The 18,989-nt window shown below is 44.9% G+C and carries 2 protein-coding genes; both read left to right on the top strand.

Annotated elements, in window-relative coordinates; all coding sequences use genetic code 11:
• Positions 1 to 77 precede the first annotated feature (77 nt).
• On the top strand, positions 78 to 3,833 hold the full coding sequence (locus P856_RS04170) for a MupA/Atu3671 family FMN-dependent luciferase-like monooxygenase (protein ID WP_052323035.1): 3,756 nt from the start codon (positions 78 to 80) through the stop codon (positions 3,831 to 3,833).
• Complete coding sequence (locus tag P856_RS04440) at positions 3,830 to 18,913, top strand: SDR family NAD(P)-dependent oxidoreductase (protein ID WP_025300871.1); 15,084 nt, start codon at positions 3,830 to 3,832, stop codon at positions 18,911 to 18,913. The genes P856_RS04170 and P856_RS04440 overlap by 4 nt, the downstream gene beginning before the upstream one ends.
• The last annotated feature ends 76 nt before the right edge of the window (positions 18,914 to 18,989 follow it).

The raw sequence follows: 18,989 nt of genomic DNA, 5'->3' as shown, positions 1-18,989 counted from the left end.
TTTGGACACCGTATAATTAGGTATAATTAGTGAGTTAATAATGAGTGATTTACTAAATTGATTGCGGAGCTGAATTAATGACTAAATATAATCAAGCCCGCAGTCGGGCTGATTTGTTGGCTGAGGTAGTCAGTCTGCGATCGAAATTAGGCCGTTTTGAATCTTCACATCCTACTCAGGATACTATTGCTGCCAAAATAAACAATTCTCAGCCAGATTTATCACTTATGTTTTTTTCTGCCGATTCAGGGGATGGAACACGAAGTCCCTATGCTCTGGTACTAGAAGCGGCGAAAATTGCTGATAAGGTAGGAATGACAGCTGTATGGCTACCTGAGCGGCATTTTGAGTCTTTCGGTGGTCCATACCCTAATCCTTCAGTCTTAGCAGCTGCGGTTGCGCGGGAAACTAAGAGTATTCGTATTCGTGCTGGTAGTGTTATTCTTCCTCTGCACGATGCTATCGAGGCTGTAGAAGCCTGGGCTATGGTTGACCAGCTTTCCGATGGACGAGTTGATCTTGCCTTTGGCAGTGGATGGAATCCTAAAGACTTTTCGCTTCGTCCAGAAAATTTTACTGATAATAAAGACATTATGCGTAAAGGGATAGATGAGTTTCGCGTAATGTGGTCTGGAGGGTCAGTTCGACGTAGAGATGGTAAGGGTAATGATGTCGAGATTACTAGCTATCCTAAGCCACGCCAGGCTGCTCCAGGAATCTGGATCGCTGCTACCGGCAGTGTTGATACATTTTACTGGGCGGGGCGGGCTGGATTCAATATATTGACAATGGTGCTGGGTGGCAGCTTGGAAGATGTAGCTGAAAGAATTAAGATTTATCGTGTTTCTCGTCAAGAGGCGGGGTTTGATCCAGCTACTGGTCGTGTTACATTAATGCTTCATTCATACGTTGACGAGAATCGCTCAAGGTTGTTGAAGAGAGTGCGCGGGCCGATGACTAGTTATGTTCGCTCTGCTCTTGATCTTCACGTTAACACAAATATTCCAGAACAGACATTAGACGGAGAACAGCGTGATCAAATGGCTGATTTTGCCTTTGAACGCTATCTGCGCAGCGCCAGTTTGATTGGTACTCCGCAAGACATTACGGAGATGCTAGCTAATGTTAAAAAAATTGGTGTAGACGAGGTAGCCTGTTTACTTGACTTTGGACTACCAGACAAGCATGCTTTAGAAGGGCTATCAAAATTAATTGAGACAGCAGAGGGACTGAAAGATTTTGAATTACATATAGCATCAGGTAACTGTTCAGATAATAACAAAGCGGCTATTTTGGGTATGGCCTGCCGTTTTCCCGGTGCATCTGATCTCGTTACTTATGTCGACAACTTAAAGGCTGGAAAGTCAGCGATTACAGAAGCCCCTTCTGGTCGTTGGCCAACAGCTAAGCCAGCGCTTATTCGTGGCGGTTTTATCGATTCAGTAGAATGTTTTGATTCGGCTCCTTTCCGAATATCTTCCACGGAGGCAGCTGTGATGGACCCGCATCAGCGTTTGTTCCTAGAAACCGTCTGGCACGCTCTAGAGGACGCTGGATTACGTCCTTGCGATTTACGTGGCCGATCGATTGGTGTTTTTGTTGCGATGTATTCGACTAGTTACTTGCAACGTTGCCCTTCTAGCAACGATCCTCTTTCTGTGCCTGGCGCTCTTGCTTCTATGGTAGCAAATCGTACTTCCTTTGTGTTTGATTGGCGAGGTCCAAGCGAGACTGTAGATACCGCCTGTTCTAGTGGATTAGTTGCTGTGCACCGTGCTTTGCGGGCTTTACGCAGTGAGGAATGTGAGATAGCAGTGGTTGGAGGGGTAAGCTTACTTTTGTCTGATGTAGAATCTGCTCGTCTCGCTAACCTTGGTGTCCTGGCGAAGGACGGTGCTTGTCGTGCTTTTGATGCCGCTGCTTCTGGTCAAGCACGTGGTGAGGGTGTAGGTGTTATTGTGCTTAAGCGTTGGAGTATGGCTAAGCAAGACGGAGACTGGGTACGCGCTTTGGTAGCTGGATCAGCGGTTAATCATGCTGGCGGGTTGTCAGCTTCGCTAACTCTTCCTAATTCAACCAGCCAGGCGAGTGCAATAGTCGATGCTTGGAAAGATGCTGGCATGACACCAGAAGGGATTGGCTATCTGGAGGCTCATGGTGCTGGTACATCTCATGGAGATCGCAGCGAAATTGCTGCTTTACGAAGTGCATTTTCTAGCATGAACGCTAAAGCGGTAGATTGGACAATTGGTTCTGTAAAGCCAGCTATTGGGTCACTCGATGCTTGTGGTGGAATTGCTGGATTCATGTCTGCAGTAGCGGCAGTGGAGTATGGTTTTCGTCCTAGTTTGTTGTCTCTTGAAACTCCAGCACCGGATCTAGCTATGGAGGGTAGCGGGTTGCGTCTAGCAAATAAGACTGAAATTTGGAATGATCAATTTCGTAATGCTGCTATCCATGCATATGGCCTCGGTGGCGTAGCAGCTCATGTAGTTGTTGAAAATGCACCGGATACGTCCTTCGTTAAATCAAAGACAGAACTTCCTGCGATTTGCCCTGTCTTTGGTTGGGATGCTGCAGGATTAGTTCGCCAGCGGCAAAAATTAGCAAAGTGGTTATTTAGCAATTTGGATCAGGATCTTTGCGCTGTTTCTAGTAATCTTTGCTTGAATAAAGAGCCCATGAGTGTGCGTTGGGTTGCTGTCGTGAATAGTTTATCTGAACTCGCAAGGTTATTATTAGAGAATTCTGGTCCTTTGGCAGTTGCTTCGTCTGTAGATAATGATGACTTGCATGTCGCTAATGCTAAGGCAATTATTAATGGTCTTGACCCAGCAACTTTTGCAGTTAAATCTCATAAGATCTGGTTGCCTGGTTATTCTTTTGCATCGACTTCCTTTCCGATTGATGGGATGCCTTTTACACCAATAACAAACAGTAGTAGTGATGAAGTAGCACGCTACTATGATTATGTGACTAATGCTGGTTCTGCGCGTGATGGGCCTATCTATCTTACTTTAGCGCCTTTTCCTGAGGTCGTACCGGGTTTTTCTTGGACTCGTACTATGCGTGATCCTACTGCGCATCCGGAGCATGCAAATATGATGCGATTGGCTCAGTTAGAAATGCGTGAAACATTGTTAGCCGATATCACCTTCGAAAGAGTTAGTCGGGTTTTGGATATAGGATGCGGTTTCGCAACTGATCTAATTGATTTAGTTACTAAGTATGTAAAATTGCATGGCGTGGGTTATACAATAGCACCCGCTCAAGCGCAAATGGCAACTTCTCGGGTGATGACGGCAGGTTTATCCGAAAAAATACAAATTTTTAATCGCAATAGCGCTACTGATTTGTTTCCAGGTTTTTTTGATCTCGCAATTGGTTACGAGGTTGGCCACCATATAGAGGATAAGCAAGGTCTTTTTGCGAATCTAGCCCAAGCATTGCGTCCTGGCGGGAAATTAGCGCTAATTGATTGTGCTGCGGATACGGCTAAATCAATCCATTTACCGGAAGTAGGTTCATGGACTAGCACATTAACTGAATACGCTGATATTCTTGCACAGCATCGCTTCCGACTTGAACGTGTAATTGATGCTAGCCGCGAGGTTGGAAATTTTTTGATTGATCCTGGGCTAGATACTATGTTGGCAGAGGAGAGTGGAGAGGGGGCAGATTTGGTTGCGAAAGTGCAGTATTCATGGGACGGTTTCGGTGCCGCTCTACGTGAAGGACTAATCCGCTATTTACTTATTACCGCAGAGCGTTTAGATGAAGGAGCTGAACCACCGGTTGATTGGAATCGTAGCAGCATGGGAGTAGAGCGATGATTTCTTATAGTAATCGGCGGATAGAGTTGGAGAGGGCTAAGCATCTGAATGCTGATGGTTTGATTCATTTAAAGCAAGATTTAGATCGGGTTGACTTAGAGCGCGTTTTACTTGAAATTATTTCAAAGGTTTTGGGCGAGCGAATTGATCCGGAGAAGGCTGTACGCAGCTTCGCCGATCTTGGTCTCGGTTCTTTGCTCTCTGTTAGATTAATTGAGGAGATTAATAAGACTTATGGACTGAAGCTTGGGGTAGAGACAGTGTTTGCTCATCCAAGTCCCATTAGATTGGCAACTTATGTTGCGTCAATGATTGACAAGCCCATTAAACCCACTATCGTCTCATCCCAAGATAGGGCCTCATTTAATAGGTCTATGGCTATTGTTGGTCTTTCTGGTGCCTTTGGTCCTGCCTCTTCATTATCTGGATTTTCAGATGCTTTGATGCATTGCAAGAGCCTGGTGCATCCTCTTTCAGACCAGCGACGCCGTCTTGTACGTCCATTAGTAGAGGCTGATAACTCTACTTTTGTAGGCGGATTCCTTGAAAATATTGAATTATTTGATGCTGAGTTGTTTGGTTTATCGCCACGTGAGGCGAGTGCTATCGACCCACAGCAGCGATTGTTCTTGGAGCGCGCTTATTTAGCGCTGGAGAATGCTGGTTATCCTGCTGCACGCATCGCTGGGAAAAAGGTTGGGGTATATGTTGGCGCTTCGCCATCCGGATATGAGCAGCTTATCACCTCAGATCATGGCGCTGGCGATGCTTGGGGTATGACCGGTAATTTGACTGCTTTGTTAGCTTCTCGGATATCGTACTATTTGGATTTGAGTGGTCCAGCTTTGACTGTAGATACTGCTTGTTCTTCTTCTCTTGTGGCGTTAGATTTAGCAGTACAAGGCATTAAAAATGGCGACTGCGACATGGCTCTGGTTGGTGGAGTTAGTTTGTTTCTTAACCCAACCGCGTTGGCTTTGATGCAGCGAGCAGGAATGCATTCAAAACAAGGGCGATGTGCTACTTTTGATGCATCTGCTGACGGCATTGTTGTCGCTGAAGCAGTTGTTGCTGCAGTTATTAAACCTTTTGAGCAATCGTTGATTGATGGCGATCGCGTTGACGCAGTGATACTCTCTACGGCTATTAACCAGGATGGCCGAAGTAACGGGATCACAGCTCCGAATAGTGCTGCCCAAACTGATCTTATCTGTGCTGCGTTAAATCGTGCTGGACTTGATGCCGATGCGATTGATTTGATTGAGGCACATGGAACAGGTACTCCATTGGGTGATCCGGTAGAAATTGCTGGGTTGTTTGGTGCTTTTCGAGAACGCAGTGAGAGTTTGCCAGCGATTGGTCTTGGTTCATCTAAGTCTGTTCTAGGACATGCTTCCGAAGCAGCTGGGTTGGTTGGCGTAGCAAGTATTGTAGCTGCATTGAAGGCGGAGGCTATTCCTCCTATTTTTGGATTTACTAATTTAAATCCGAAAATAGATCTGTCTGGGAAGCCTTTGGAGCTAACTTTAGCAAAAAAAGTTTGGCCTAGGATTGAAGGCCATCTGCGTAGAGCAGGAGTGAATTCATTTGGTCTAGCTGGTACTAATGTTCATGCAATTATTGCAGAAGGCCCGTCTGTTGTTTCGGAGAACGCTTCGTCCCGCTCTTTGCCTTTGCTGCTTTCTGCTGAAACCCCTGATTTGCTTTCTAAAAGAGCGAACTCTTTGTTGGATTGGCTGAAAGGCAAAAATGTTTCTTTGACTGATTTTGCTGGAACCTTGGCGCTTCGTCGCTCTCATTACTCAGTGCGTGCTGGTACTATTGTTGCTTCATTGGATGAGGTGTGCGAAGTATTGAAAGAGTTGGATCAGTGCAACTTGTCATCAACTTGCACTGATCCAGTGGTGCTGGATTATCTAGGAGGCGGCGAAAATTGGATAGATTCTTGCAACGCTATTTTTGGAGATAAGATTATCTCTCTGGATTTACCAGATCAGCCTTTAGCTCGCGAATCGCTTTGGGCTTTTGAAGTAGATGCTGTGCAATCAACGCGTTTATCTTTGTCTATGGACGATCCGAAAGTAGGAGATCATCGTGTTGGGAATCAGTCAATTTTGCATGCTGCTGCTTTGCTAGATATTGTGCTTGATCAATTTGGTGATAAAATCAATGAAATAGCTTGGCTGCGACCAGTAATAGTTGGTAAAGAAGGTGCGGTGCTGATCCTAAGCGGTGGAGATAAATCTGGCGGATTGGCTACATTAGAAGGTGGTGAAACCGTTTTTTCCTTTGGTGCAAGTTGCTCGCCAGATAAAATAAATAAGAGAGTTGACTTTTCTGAATTGCTTGCGATTCAAGCAGCTGCAGTAACTAAGATTGAAGGTGGAGTCTCTGAACCAGCTCCTGGCGTTTGGTTGGGGCCGAGTTATCGAGGCTTTGATCGTTTAAGCCTTGCGCCAAATGCAGCTGTCGGATCAGTGGATCTAAGCAATTCTTCATTTCCGAGGTTGCGGGCCTTGGATGCTGCGATACAGTCGGCAGTGGCTGTTGTAGCTACAAAAGATGGGGACAATGCACGCACACTCATGCCAGTCCGGCTGCATGAATTATCGGTCTTGATGCCTATACCTGCTCTACCTATGCATTTACTTGCTTACTTCAATAATGATTTATCCTGCGGTGCAGAATCGGTGGTTGATGTATCTGTTGTCAGCGATGATGGCGCTATAGCCATGCAGCTTAACGGTTTGACGCTCCATGCAATTGATTCTGCAACTCAGTCTCCAATTGTTCAACAAAAAGATCCACCGGTTTGCTTACGGCGATTAGTTTGGAAAGAATATTGTACTTCTTCAGTAGGTGAGGTTGACTTACGTCCGACGCTAATTATTGGAAATGGTGATTTGCTTGACCGAGTATCAGATTGGCTTATTCGTAGTGGTACTGTTGTTACTCGCGAGCAGGTTGTTAGTTCCCTTGCTATAACATCTTGGGTTGCTGCGACAAAAGGTTTGCGAAGGATTGTTTTGTATCTTCCTGCTGATTATGCGTCTAACGCTCTTGACAGGGGTGCTCGTTTGATTCGTAGTATGGCTTGCGCTTTGAGCGCTCTTGAGGAGGCCTCGTTAGATGTCTTGATCTTGGCTCCAGGCGCTAAAGACGATCCGGTGCGTCGTGGTCTTATAGCTTTGGCCAAGGTCTCTTTAGATCGAGAGATCGACAAGGTGATAGTACGGGCTGTTGATTGTGATAACGATACAGCGATTGAAGTTCTGTTGACCGAGCCTGGCAGTGTATCAGGCGAAATGGTTGTACTGAGTAATGGTAAGCGGTTTGAACAGCGTTTAAAGAAAATTATTGTTCCTCGAAAAGCTAATAGTTTTGGTCATCGGATTGTTATTTTGGGTGGTTTTGGTCGTGTTGGTCGCGTTTTAGCCAATCGTATTGCTGAGCGCTGGAAGGCAGATATTGTTCTTGTTGGTCGGAAAGAAATTAAGAAGGAACGTGCAGCTTATTTAGAAACTTTGCTAGCCAAGGGTATTCAGGTACATGGTTTATCGAGCGATCTAACTGATTCTTTGGCAGCCGAAATCGCTTTACGCACAGCACGGGATAAGCTTGGCGGTATTGATCTGGTAATTCAGGCAGTAGTTGATCCGGTATTTGGTCGATTATCTGCTATGCCAGAATCGGACATGTTGTCTGGTTTACGCCCTAAGACTGCGGGTGGGATAGCTGTCAAGGATGCTCTTAAGAAAGTTGGCGAGGGGCGTTTGGTAGTGATCTCTTCTATTGGTGCCTTTGCTGCTTTTCCCGGTGCTGCTGGTCAAGCTGTTTATGCAGCTCAATGTGCATTTGAAAGTGGTTTGGCTGATGCAAACACTCAAGTAGTTCACTGGGGGCTTTGGGCTAATCAGTCCTGGAGGCCTGAACTACTTGCTCAGGTAAGGAAAGATGGGTTATTTCCTATACCTGAAGATGCTGCTTTTGATTCTTTTGAATCTGCGTTGTTGATGCAATGCGATACTCCGCTTGTAGCAGCTTCCCTGTCCGCATCTGTTTGGCGAGCGCTGGGGGATATGGATCATCTAGATTCAGCATTAGGTGAGCCTGTTGATGTTATTGATCAAGTTAGCAATTTAGCTGATAGTCTACCAGGCGATAGCTTAGAGCGCCATGCAGTAGTTGATTCGATCGCTAATAGACGTTTGCTACGTGTTATGAAGAAAAATGCCTTACTTGGCTTGCCGGGCACAGAAGAAAATTTAACTCAAGCTATCATTCGTTTTGGTACACCATCTCGACTAAATAAGTTGGCTAATGCGGTGCTTAATTTACTAATTGATGCTGGTGCGGCAGAGCGGCGACCAAACGGTTATATTCGCTGGTGCAAGACGATATTTGATAGCGAGGACGATGGATTAGAGGAGTTTGCTGCTAGCGATGACATTAGTAAGGCAGTAGCTTTACTGATGGCAGATTGCATTGATGCACTACCAAAGGTTTTAGCAGGTGAGCTATTAGGTACTGATGTTCTATTTCCCAATGGTTCCGCCGCGAAAGTGGAGCCGATTTATAAACATCAACCTGGATTAAAATCAGCAAACATTTTGGTTGCTGAAACCGTTGCAAGTCTTTACAATAGATCTAAGTACTTATCATTACTAGAGATAGGTGCGGGAACCGGAGCGACCACAGAGGCGATTAAATTACGTTTAGGTAATGCAGATGAGCGATTGTCTTATTGCTATACAGATCTATCTGTTGGGTTTGTGCGACATGGGGAAAAATTTCATTCTGCTCCTAATTTGACCGCTGCAGTGCTCGATATTGAGCAAGATCCGATAGAACAGGGTTTTATCGAGCAAGGTTTTGATATTGTTGTTGCCTCTAATGTGCTACATGCAACAGCCAGGCTAGATGATACTTTGTCCCACGTATGGAAGCTATTGCGTCCTGGCGGGATACTTATACTAAACGAAAATGTACGACTTGAGGCATTTGCTACGCTGACTTTCGGATTGCTTGAGGGATGGTGGCGTTCGGAAGATCCTCAAAAGCGGTTGGCTGGTGGACCGTTGCTTGATTTAGCACGCTGGCGCTTAGCACTACATCAGGCTGGGCTAGACGTCATAGCTGAACTAGCACCGGGTAATGTACCCGATCATGCTTCACAGGTAGTTATTATTTCTTTAAAGGCTGGGGTAGAGTCAGCTGGTTTTGTGCCACCTATTTCATCTAAGTCTGTTACTGGGGTAGAGTCAGCTGGTTTTGTGCCACCTATTTCATCTAATTCTTTGGTAGATACTGTAACTAACTTTTCAGAAACTGGTTTGCGAGATACTGTGAGGCAGATAGTAGCAGAAGCTCTAGGTCGCGCACCTGATAGTATTGATGATTCCTTACCGTTTGCTGATTATGGCGTTGATTCTATTGTTTCACCTCAGATTGCACAAAGTTTAGCTGAGCGTTTTCAGGTGACTTTGCGTTCCACTGACTTGTTTAGCTATACAACGGTGGATGTGTTAGCTAATCATATAAAAGGTCTTGGTCCCATTATTCCTGATACTGAGTCAGGTGATATTGTAACATCTATAGAAACTCCGATACTCTCAACTTCTCTGCCGAGTTTGATACCTGCTTCTACCAAGCTTGATAAAAGTGATAAAAGAATTGCTATAATTGGTTTGGCTGGACGCTTTCCTGACGCTCCCAATGTAAATATTTTTTGGCGTAATTTGCGCGATGGTCATTGTGCAATCAGGCCAATTAAACGTTTTTCTATCCCTGAAACCTTTGACGGTGGCTGTAATACCTCGACACCTATTTATGCGCGATGGGCTGGATTAATTGATGATTTCGACCAGTTTGACCCGCTTTTTTTTAAAATTACTCCCGCTGAAGCGCTTACTATGGATCCGCAGCAGCGTTTGTTGCTGGAGGAGGCATGGCATGCTATTGAGGATGCTGGATTATGCTCAGAGCGTATTGCTGGAAGTCGTACTGGTGTTTTTGTTGGATCTTCAGCTAATAGTTATGTAGCTCCCGGTACACCGGCGATGCAAACAATCGGCGGATCTATGGCTATTTTATCGGCACGGTTGGCATATTTGCTTGACTTGCGTGGTCCAACTTTCCCAATTGATACGGGTTGTTCATCGTCTTTGGTAGCTTTATCCCTTGCTCGTGATAGTTTACTTACTGGTCAATGTGACCTAGCTATTGTTGCGGGCGTTGGCTGTAATTTGTTATCTGAGGATATTCTAGCTTATTTGTCTGATGCTGGCATGGCATCACCAACTGGCGTTTGTTACGCTTTCGATGATCGAGCAGACGGTTTTGTCCCGGGAGAAGGTGTAGGTGTTTTGGTTCTAAAACGTCTCGCTGATGCTGAGAGCGATAACGATCGTATTCGGGCTTTAATACTTGGTGCTGGCATTAATCAGGATGGCCGCACTAGCGGCATTACGGCTCCGAGCGCAGTTTCCCAAACTGCCCTAGAGCGCCGTGTTTGGGAGGAAGCGAGTGTTTCGGCGGATAGTATAACTCTTGTGGAAGCGCACGGAACAGGTACTCGATTAGGTGACCCGATAGAAATTGCGGCATTAAACGATGCTTTTGCGCCTGAGACTTCTAGACGGCACTTTTGTGCCATCGGTTCTGTAAAGACTAATATTGGTCATGCGATGGCTGCTGCTGGATTAGCTGGATTGATAAAGACGGTGCTTGCATTAGAAAATCGAGTTATTCCTCGTTCCTTATTCTTTGAAAAGGCTAATAGGCATATTGATTTTGACTCTTCCCCCCTAATCGTTGCTAGAAAAACCATGCCATGGAGTATAGATGATGTAAAAGGCGGGCGTCGTCGAGCAGCTGTTAGCTCCTTTGGTTTTAGCGGTACTAATGCTCATGTGGTGTTAGAGGAAGCACCAGAAGTAGCCATAAGTGAAGATAATATTCCTGGTCCATGGATATTTGTAATCTCAGCTAAGACTAATGAAGCCTTGAATAAAATAGCTTTAGCATTAGCTGATTATGTGGAGCAGGCCAATCATCGATTAGGCGATATAGCATATACACTAGCTCTGAGACGCGAGCATTTTCGGTATCGGCGTGTAGTGATTGCGGCTGGATGCGAAGAGCTAGTTAAAGCTCTTCGCATGGGAAATAATGGTAGGGTCCTTTTTAAGGATACTCATGATTTTTCTACGAGTATACCTAGAATTTTGCGCGATGCTGAAATTGATTATCTAGCTGGAAATACAGTTGATTTTGCTCCGTGTTTCCCGGGTAGTAGTTGGCGCTTAGTCTCCTTGCCCGGATATCCATTTGCCCGGGAAAGTTATTGGCAGCCGATCCGTCGCGAAGTGATGCAAGCTAGTTCAATGGTTGATCCGCAACTGATAGTGGATGGTAATACTGTAACTATTATCTTAATTGTAACTAATTGGCGGCTTGATCAACATCGAGTGCATGGCAAACCTATGCTGCCTGCAGCAGCGATGGTCGAGTTAATTGGATTAGCCATTATGGCTAAGAATGGGTCACTTCCTACTTGCTTGGCAGATTTGGTATGGCATAGTCCAGTAAAAGTCGAAGGGAGCAATCTTCTTCTTACTTTTGTAATGAATGGTGATAAGTTTCGTATGAATCGAGGCGATGTATTGGTTGTTGAGGGGAGTGTTGATTATGGCACTTACCAATCTCAGGTGATTGATACAACTAACTTAACTGCCGCTCAAATTGACGGTAGCTATTTGCTTTCGATCTCTAAGGTGCGTGGTATAGCTTACGGCCCGCGTTTTGCTATTTTAAACCAAATTCATGTCGGTGAAGAAGTTGTTTGGGCTAGTTTGTCTCCTGATGTGCAAGCCACATCTCGAACAGCTGATATCATTGATGCTGGCATGCAAGCAGCTGCTGGGATTGGTGTAGGAACTGAAGAGGGTGGTGGCGGCTCACCGGCTGGGCTTTACGTACCTCATGCGCTGGGGCGTATAGTATGGTTAACGAATGAAAAAAGTACTCCAGCTCAGGTTCTTGCAAAGGTATTAAGACGGGATATTTCGGGTGCCTTATTTGACATTACTATCGCTAACGAGGATGGGCAGTCGCTCGTAAAAATGGATAAATTAGTAGCGAGAAGAATGGAAGATAATAATAATGACCTTTGTTTGACTACCTTATATGCTCCGCGTTGGATTGCCGCTGATGAACGAAGATCGCCAATGCTTGACAGAATAGTCGAAGTTGGTTCTAAATGGCTTGATAATCTAGAAGATTTGCCCACTGGAATGAGATTAGGCGTAGTAGTGAAGTTGCCGACTAATGAGTACGGCAAATTAGCTTTGGCTGAGCTATCTCTAGTTGTGCGTGGACTATCTGCTCTTTCGAGCGCCCCGATAGTGCATTTAATGGCGATATTAGACGGAGATAGTGAAGCTCCATTTGTTAGAGCAGTTGCGGCCGCTTTGCGTGCGATATTGGTGGAAAATGTTGGTTGGCGAATTGCCCTTGTCTCTGGAGCAGTTAATACCGCTCAATTGCCAGCTTTTCCGGATGTTACTTACGTTGAGGATTTACGTATCACCTTAGACAATAGACTTGAAAGACGCATGCTTCACGATCTTGGGTCTATTACGACTATTTCGTCTTCTCCTCTAGCGTCTGATTCTATAGTAGTTATTAGTGGCGGTCTTGGTGGTTTAGGTTCTGAACTAGCAAGTGTCTTATCGCATGCTGGATTAAGGCCGGTGTTGTTGTCTCGTCGTGCAGGGAAGGCTGAAGTGCCTGTTGTTATCGCTGATGTTACTGATAAAGATGCTTTAGATGCTGCTTTAGAAAGAATTAGGAGCGAATTTGGGGCGATTAGCGCTGTATTGCATTTGGCAGGTAAGCAATTGGATGGAATTTTTTCTGCAACTACTTTAACTAATATTGACGAGGTATTTGCTGCAAAAGTGACTGGTTTTATTATGCTTGACGAGGCTACTCGCGATGATCCCATTAAATTGTTTGCAGTTTTTGGCTCTACAGCTGCTGAGTTTGGTTCTTTTGGTCAGGCAGTTTATGGTGCTGCTAATGCTGCTGTTGCGAGTTTAGCTACAACTAGATCAGGCCCAGGTAATACTCTTTGTGTTGCATGGCCGCTATGGAAGAGTGGCGGCATGACTGTGCCAGATGATTTAGTAAATATGCTTAAGCAAGAAGCTGGGTTAGAACCATTATCTACGGAGTTAGGTGTTAACTTGTTATGGAGTGCTGCTCAGAGCGGTGAGGTTACGCCTCTTGTTCTTCACGGTATTGGTGACGTAGCAGCTGGATTGATGCGTTTGTCAACGTCTATCACACCTATCGCTCTGCCAGCAGTGCGTAAGCTTACGCCCTCAATCGATGATGCTACCACCTACATAGCTTCAATATTGTCTGAGGTTGCTGCTATACCTCTTAATCGAGTTGATCCTGAGTTGCCGTTTGAGCAGTACGGCATTGATAGTATGATGATTACGCGCTTGAATTTGGCTATGGAGCGAGATCTTGGTGCGTTACCAAAGACTTTATTTTTTGAATATCGAACTCCGGGTGAAATTGCAAGTTATCTTAATCATAATAAAGCTTCTGAATTGGCTGCTATGTTTAAACCAACTAGACTTTCAATGCCTTCTCACACTATTACCCCCCCGCAAACCTCAAAGTTTACTCATGCTCCTACTGACACCTATCTGGCTGACCGTGAAGATAGTGATGTAGCGATTATTGGTATCGCAGGTATTTTTCCAGGAGCTGAGGATTTGGAAGTGTTTTGGGAACATCTTAGATCTAGTGCTGATCTGATTCGAGAGATTCCTGCCGATCGCTGGTCGCTTGAGGGTTTTTACGATCCTGACAGGGAAAATATCTCTACTAGCTATAGTAAATGGGGTGGTTTTATCGACGGTGCGGATATGTTTGATCCGCTTTTCTTCGATATGGCTCCACTAGAAGCAGAGGCATTGGATCCACAGGCTCGTAAAATGCTAGAAGTTGCTTGGTGGGCTTTGGAGGACGCTGGTTATACTAGGTCTAATTTATTCTCGTCTGATCCTAATCCTAGTTTACGCAAGGGAGGCGTTTTTGTAGGCTTGATGCACAGTGACTATCAACTCTTTGCAGCTGAATCACGGGTACGCGGAGAATTAGCAATTACTTCTTCTGGATACTGGAATGCCGCAAATAGAATTTCTCATTTTCTTAATTTACACGGTCCTTCAGTTGCTATCGATACCGCTTGTTCTGCTTCGCTTACCGCTATTTATTCTGCTTTGCGTGCGTTAGCAGCAGGGGATTGTACTGTTGCTATAGCAGGCGGGGTAAATCTCAGCCTTCATCCGATGAAATATTGGGTGTTAAGTAAGGCAGGTTTTGCTTCTACCGACGGTCGTTGTCGTAGTTTTGGTGAGGGCGGTAATGGATACGTGCCTGGTGAAGGGGCTGGAGCAGTTCTATTAAAGCCGTTAGCCCGTGCTAAGATGGACGGAGATCGCATACACGGAGTGATTCGAGCAAGTGCTGTTAATCATGGAGGTCGTACTAGTGGCTTCACCGTACCTAATCCAGTAGCTCAAGGTCAGTTAATTTCCGATGCTTTCAATAGAGCTGGGATAACACCGAGTAGTATTTCTTATGTCGAAGCGCATGGTACAGGTACTGCTTTAGGTGATCCAATTGAAATTACTGGATTAAAGCGTGCTTTTGGTAATGTAGTTAATTGTCCAATAGGATCAGTTAAGTCAAATATAGGCCATTTGGAATCTGCTGCTGGGATCGCTGCATTGGCAAAAGTGTTGTTGCAGATGCGTCACCATACTTTGGCCCCTAGCTTGCATGCTACTAAGTTGAATCCTGATCTTGGTATAGAAGGTAGTGGTTTCCGCGTAGTGACTAAGAACGAAACATGGAAAGCGGCTGATGGCGCGCCTCTACGAGCAGGGATCAGCTCATTTGGTGCGGGCGGGGCGAATACTCATTTAATTGTTGATGCTCCGCCTTTTGTGAGCCGTAAAATTATAAAACATGAAGCTTTGCCTTTTTTGCTTTCTGCTCGTACTATCAACTTACTGAAAGTTGTTGCTGCGCAATTGGCAAAATTTGTGGAGAAGTCAGATACGCATTTGGCTGATATTGCCTTTACCTTAGTTGAGGGGCGAGAAGCAATGAAGCAACGTGCAGTTGTTGTAGCTGCTGATCGTCTGACTCTTATCGCTGGTCTTTGCTTAATTGCTGAAGGAAAAGATTTAGATAATTTTGGTTTATTTGCTTCGCAGTGTCGTGCTTGGATCGGGGGTGAAAATGTTGATTGGCATATTGTCCTGCCTGCTGGAGCTAGGCGTATCGGATTACCGCTAACGCCATTTGAGCGGCGGCGTTGTTGGATTAGTACTCGGCATGATCCGGCTTTTAATGTGCCTAGTACAATACATGAGGTTTGTTCAATAAACGATCCGCTTATAGCTGATCATATTGTCGAAGGAGAGACTATCGCCGCTGGTGCTTTATTGATTTCTGAAGCTGTGCGGAAGCTTGGCTTAAAATTTCCTTTCGCTGTAACGGATGTAAGTTGGCGTCGTACTGTTAAAGTGAGTTCTGAGGGTTTGTTAGTTGATTTGCGACGAAAAGGCAATCATGTATCAATTCTTTTTGGAGATGAAGATGCGGTTGCTAGTTTTGCTATTAGCAATGTAGTTGCCGTGGCGAATAAAGAGACTATACCTATAACTATACATACAATTAATAGTTCAGAATTCTATACTATGTTAGCTACTGCTGGTGTTGTTTATGGCCCGTCCTTTGCACGCATTAAGAGCCTATCAACAAATACTGGTGTCGCAGTATGTGATCTTAGTCAGCCAGCAGATGCGTCAAGAGGACTGTTGGATGCTAGAATTTTGGATGCAGCGCTTCAGGCATGTGCTGGAGTTATAGAAAAAGATGGCTCGGGCTTGCGCCCGGCGTCAATCGGCAAGTTAACGGTTTGGCGTGCATTATCGTATGCAGTTAGGGCAGTGGTACGAAGACGCGGCGCGGATGATCCTTTAACAGTTGATATTTTCCTCCTAGATACCGAGGGAGAAACAGTAGCTACTTTGGATAAATTAGTGTTGTTACCTACTGTTTCCATAGCGGATTATGATGGACCTCCTCTTCGTTTGCTACGACCTACTAGAGTGCAGATAAGTGCATTACCAATTAGTAATCGATCTGGAAGTGTGATTATAGTCGATCCCTATTACTCGCGCGATTTAACTGATGCTTTGGTTGCAATCTTGCAAGCTGATGATAATGTTGTTTATTTAACGGATGTTTTGACCGAACAAATACCAGAAAATTTAGTTGAGATAGTTTATCTTGGGGGGGTAGGCGGAAAAGGAACTGATGGCGTTCTAGCCCTGATGCGATTGTGTAAAACCTTGGCAGCAAACAGACTTGTGATGAATCGTTTGCTCTTGCGAGTAGTTGCTGAAGAGACTCCATCAGGAGCTGCCGTTACCGCCTTTGCAAAGGCTTTGTCACGTGAGCTGGAATGGCTGCAGTTGTGTTTGATTTGTCTGCCTGTTGGTAGCCAACCCAAGCAGGGTGCTGCGTGGATTAATGTAACGCCGGATGCACCTCAGGATGCTGAAATTATTGTACATGATGGTGTTTATTCTCGGTTGGTTTTGAATGAGATTCAGTCTACTGTTGCCGGGAACAGTATTGTTGCTAATGGCCGATATTTGATTGCTGGTGGTAGCGGTGGTATTGGTCGTGCGCTCGGTAGATATTTAGCTGAAACGCAGGGTGCTACAGTTTGGTTAATTGGTCGTCGTCCGTTAAATGTTGACGAGCAAGCTAGCATTGCTGAGCTTGCTCGTGGTAAAATCTTTTATCTTCAAGCAGATATTACTGACGTCCTAGCGCTACGTTTAGCGTTATCAGATATTCGTGCTGTGGGTTCTCTTGATGCTATAATCCATGCTGCTTTAGTTATGGAAGATAAACTAATACTTGACCAAAGTGAGGTTGAGGTTGAGCGTGTATTGGCTCCTAAAACACGCGGTATCGATGCGCTAATGGCCGCCGTTGATGGTATCGAGGTACATTCTTGGATCGCTTTTTCTTCCTCTAATGCTTATACGGCAAATCAAGGTCAAGCGGCATATGCGGCAGCTAGTGCTTATCTTGATCTGTCAGTTTTGGCAACTGGTAAAAATGCGCGAGTAATCGATTGGGGATTGTGGGGTGACATTGGGCGCATGGCTGGTGATCCGCGGACGGCTGGTCTTAAGCGTATGGGAGTTTGGCCTATTACTACCGCCGAAGGTTTTGCGGCGTTTGAATCTATCTTGGCTGGTAAAGATCAACGTGTGCTAGCGATGAAGATAGTTGATACATTGCTCCCTGCGCTGGGCGTAGAAGTGCGTTCTTCTATCACACCAGTAACAGAAGCTATCGAAGAAATGATCCGGAATGAGCCACCATTAGCTACCTTCGATAGCACTCGTTTGCAAGCAGTTGATGCTTATGCTATTGCCTATCTAGCTGAATATCTTGATAGTGTACCGTCAATAATGCCAATCCCTGAAATGCAGCGATTAGCCAAGGCTATAGAAACCTTGCGCATGGAGGCAAATGGTTCAGCTGAAGAAATGAAACTTTTGGTGGAGGCTGCCGGAAAGGAAACTGCACCTTATGTTGCTTTACTTGATCATACATTACCTAATTTGCGTGAAGTGCTAGAAGGGCGTATTACTGCTGCTAGTATACTGTTTCCGGATGGTTCTGATCATTTGGTGGCGCCGATTTATAAGGGTAATCCGATGATTGACTGGTTGCAGCGGCTTGCTGCGCGGGCTGTGGCTGCTGCTGTGCAAGATAAATTAATACGACAGCCTAATAGGCCTATTCGGATATTAGAGATTGGTGGTGGAACTGGTGGTACTACAGGTTTTGTTCTAGACGAAATTGCGCCATTTACTAATCAGGATGTATCCTATATTTTCACCGATATTGGACCTAGCTTTTTGGTTGCTGCTCGTCGTCAATTCGTTGACATTCCTAATTTTGAGGTAAAGCTTCTAGATATTTCACGCGTAGTTGCTGCTCAGGGCTTTGATAATGGTAGCGTTGATGTGGTGCTGGCTGCTAATGTTGTTCATGCGACACCATGCATTTCTGAAACGCTGAACAATATAGCTCAGCTTTTAACTGATGATGGAGTGCTTGTACTAAAGGAAGCTACAGGTATTCACGCGATAAACACTTTAACGTTTGGCTTGACGGCAGAGTGGTGGGGTTATTCTGATCCGCAATCCCGAATGTCCGGGGGGCCTTTGCTGTCGCGTGCTGGATGGCGCTTAGCCCTAACGAAAGCCGGTTATAGCAATGTTAGCATAGCAGGTTTGCCTGGTGATGATGATGGTTTAGGTGCTGAGTCAGTGATAGTCTCTGTTGCTTCTAATTTCGTTCGTGCGCCTATCAAGGCTGTGTCGCAGGAGGTTGCTCCTTCGTCCAATCTATCTCAAGTAAAACCTATTGGAGTACATAGCAGTATTGAAAAGAAGCTTATTGCATCAGTAGCGGAGGCCTTACACTTGGAGCCAAACGAAATAGATTTATCTGCTAGTTTTGCTGATTATGGGGCAGATTCTATTATTTCTGTAGAATTAGTACGCAAAATTAATGAGAGTTTTGGTATCGAGCTTAAAACTACGGCACTGTTCAATTTTGCTACTGTGCGAGATCTTGCACGTTACATTACATTAGAGTTCGGCGATCAGTCTTTACAACAAGCAGTGCTAGAGGATAAGGATGAGGTAATAGCGAAAGTTGATGAATCCAGATCACGCACTAATCGTTTGCGTGAGATGATTGATAAGCGGCGTACGGCTATTCCTCTGAATGCGGAGGCTGATTTTTTAGCTCGCGAGGCGCAAAATCTTGCTGTAAATAGCAACCAAAAAAAATTTAGCGCTATGTCGATGGAAAATTTGTTGAAAAGTTTGGAAACAGGCGAGATTGATTTAAAACAAGCTTATCAGGTTGATATAAATCAAGATGCTTAAATTAAAATGACGTTTGTATATTATCCATCTAACTAGTGAAATTTTATTTTTTTTCTTCTAATGGGGCGGATATTAA

Origin of the sequence: Candidatus Endolissoclinum faulkneri L5 (assembly GCF_000510265.1) — a bacterium.
GTDB classification, from domain to species: Bacteria; Pseudomonadota; Alphaproteobacteria; order Thalassobaculales; family Thalassobaculaceae; genus Thalassobaculum; species Thalassobaculum faulkneri_A.
Note: the sequence above shows the minus strand (reverse complement) of the source record. Positions and strands in the feature narration are given on the sequence as shown.

Coding starts and splice junctions, on each gene's coding strand:
- P856_RS04170 (WP_052323035.1), top strand. CDS start 78: ATGACTAAATATAATCAAGCCCGCAGTCGGGCTGATTTGTTGGCTGAG.
- P856_RS04440 (WP_025300871.1), top strand. CDS start 3,830: ATGATTTCTTATAGTAATCGGCGGATAGAGTTGGAGAGGGCTAAGCAT.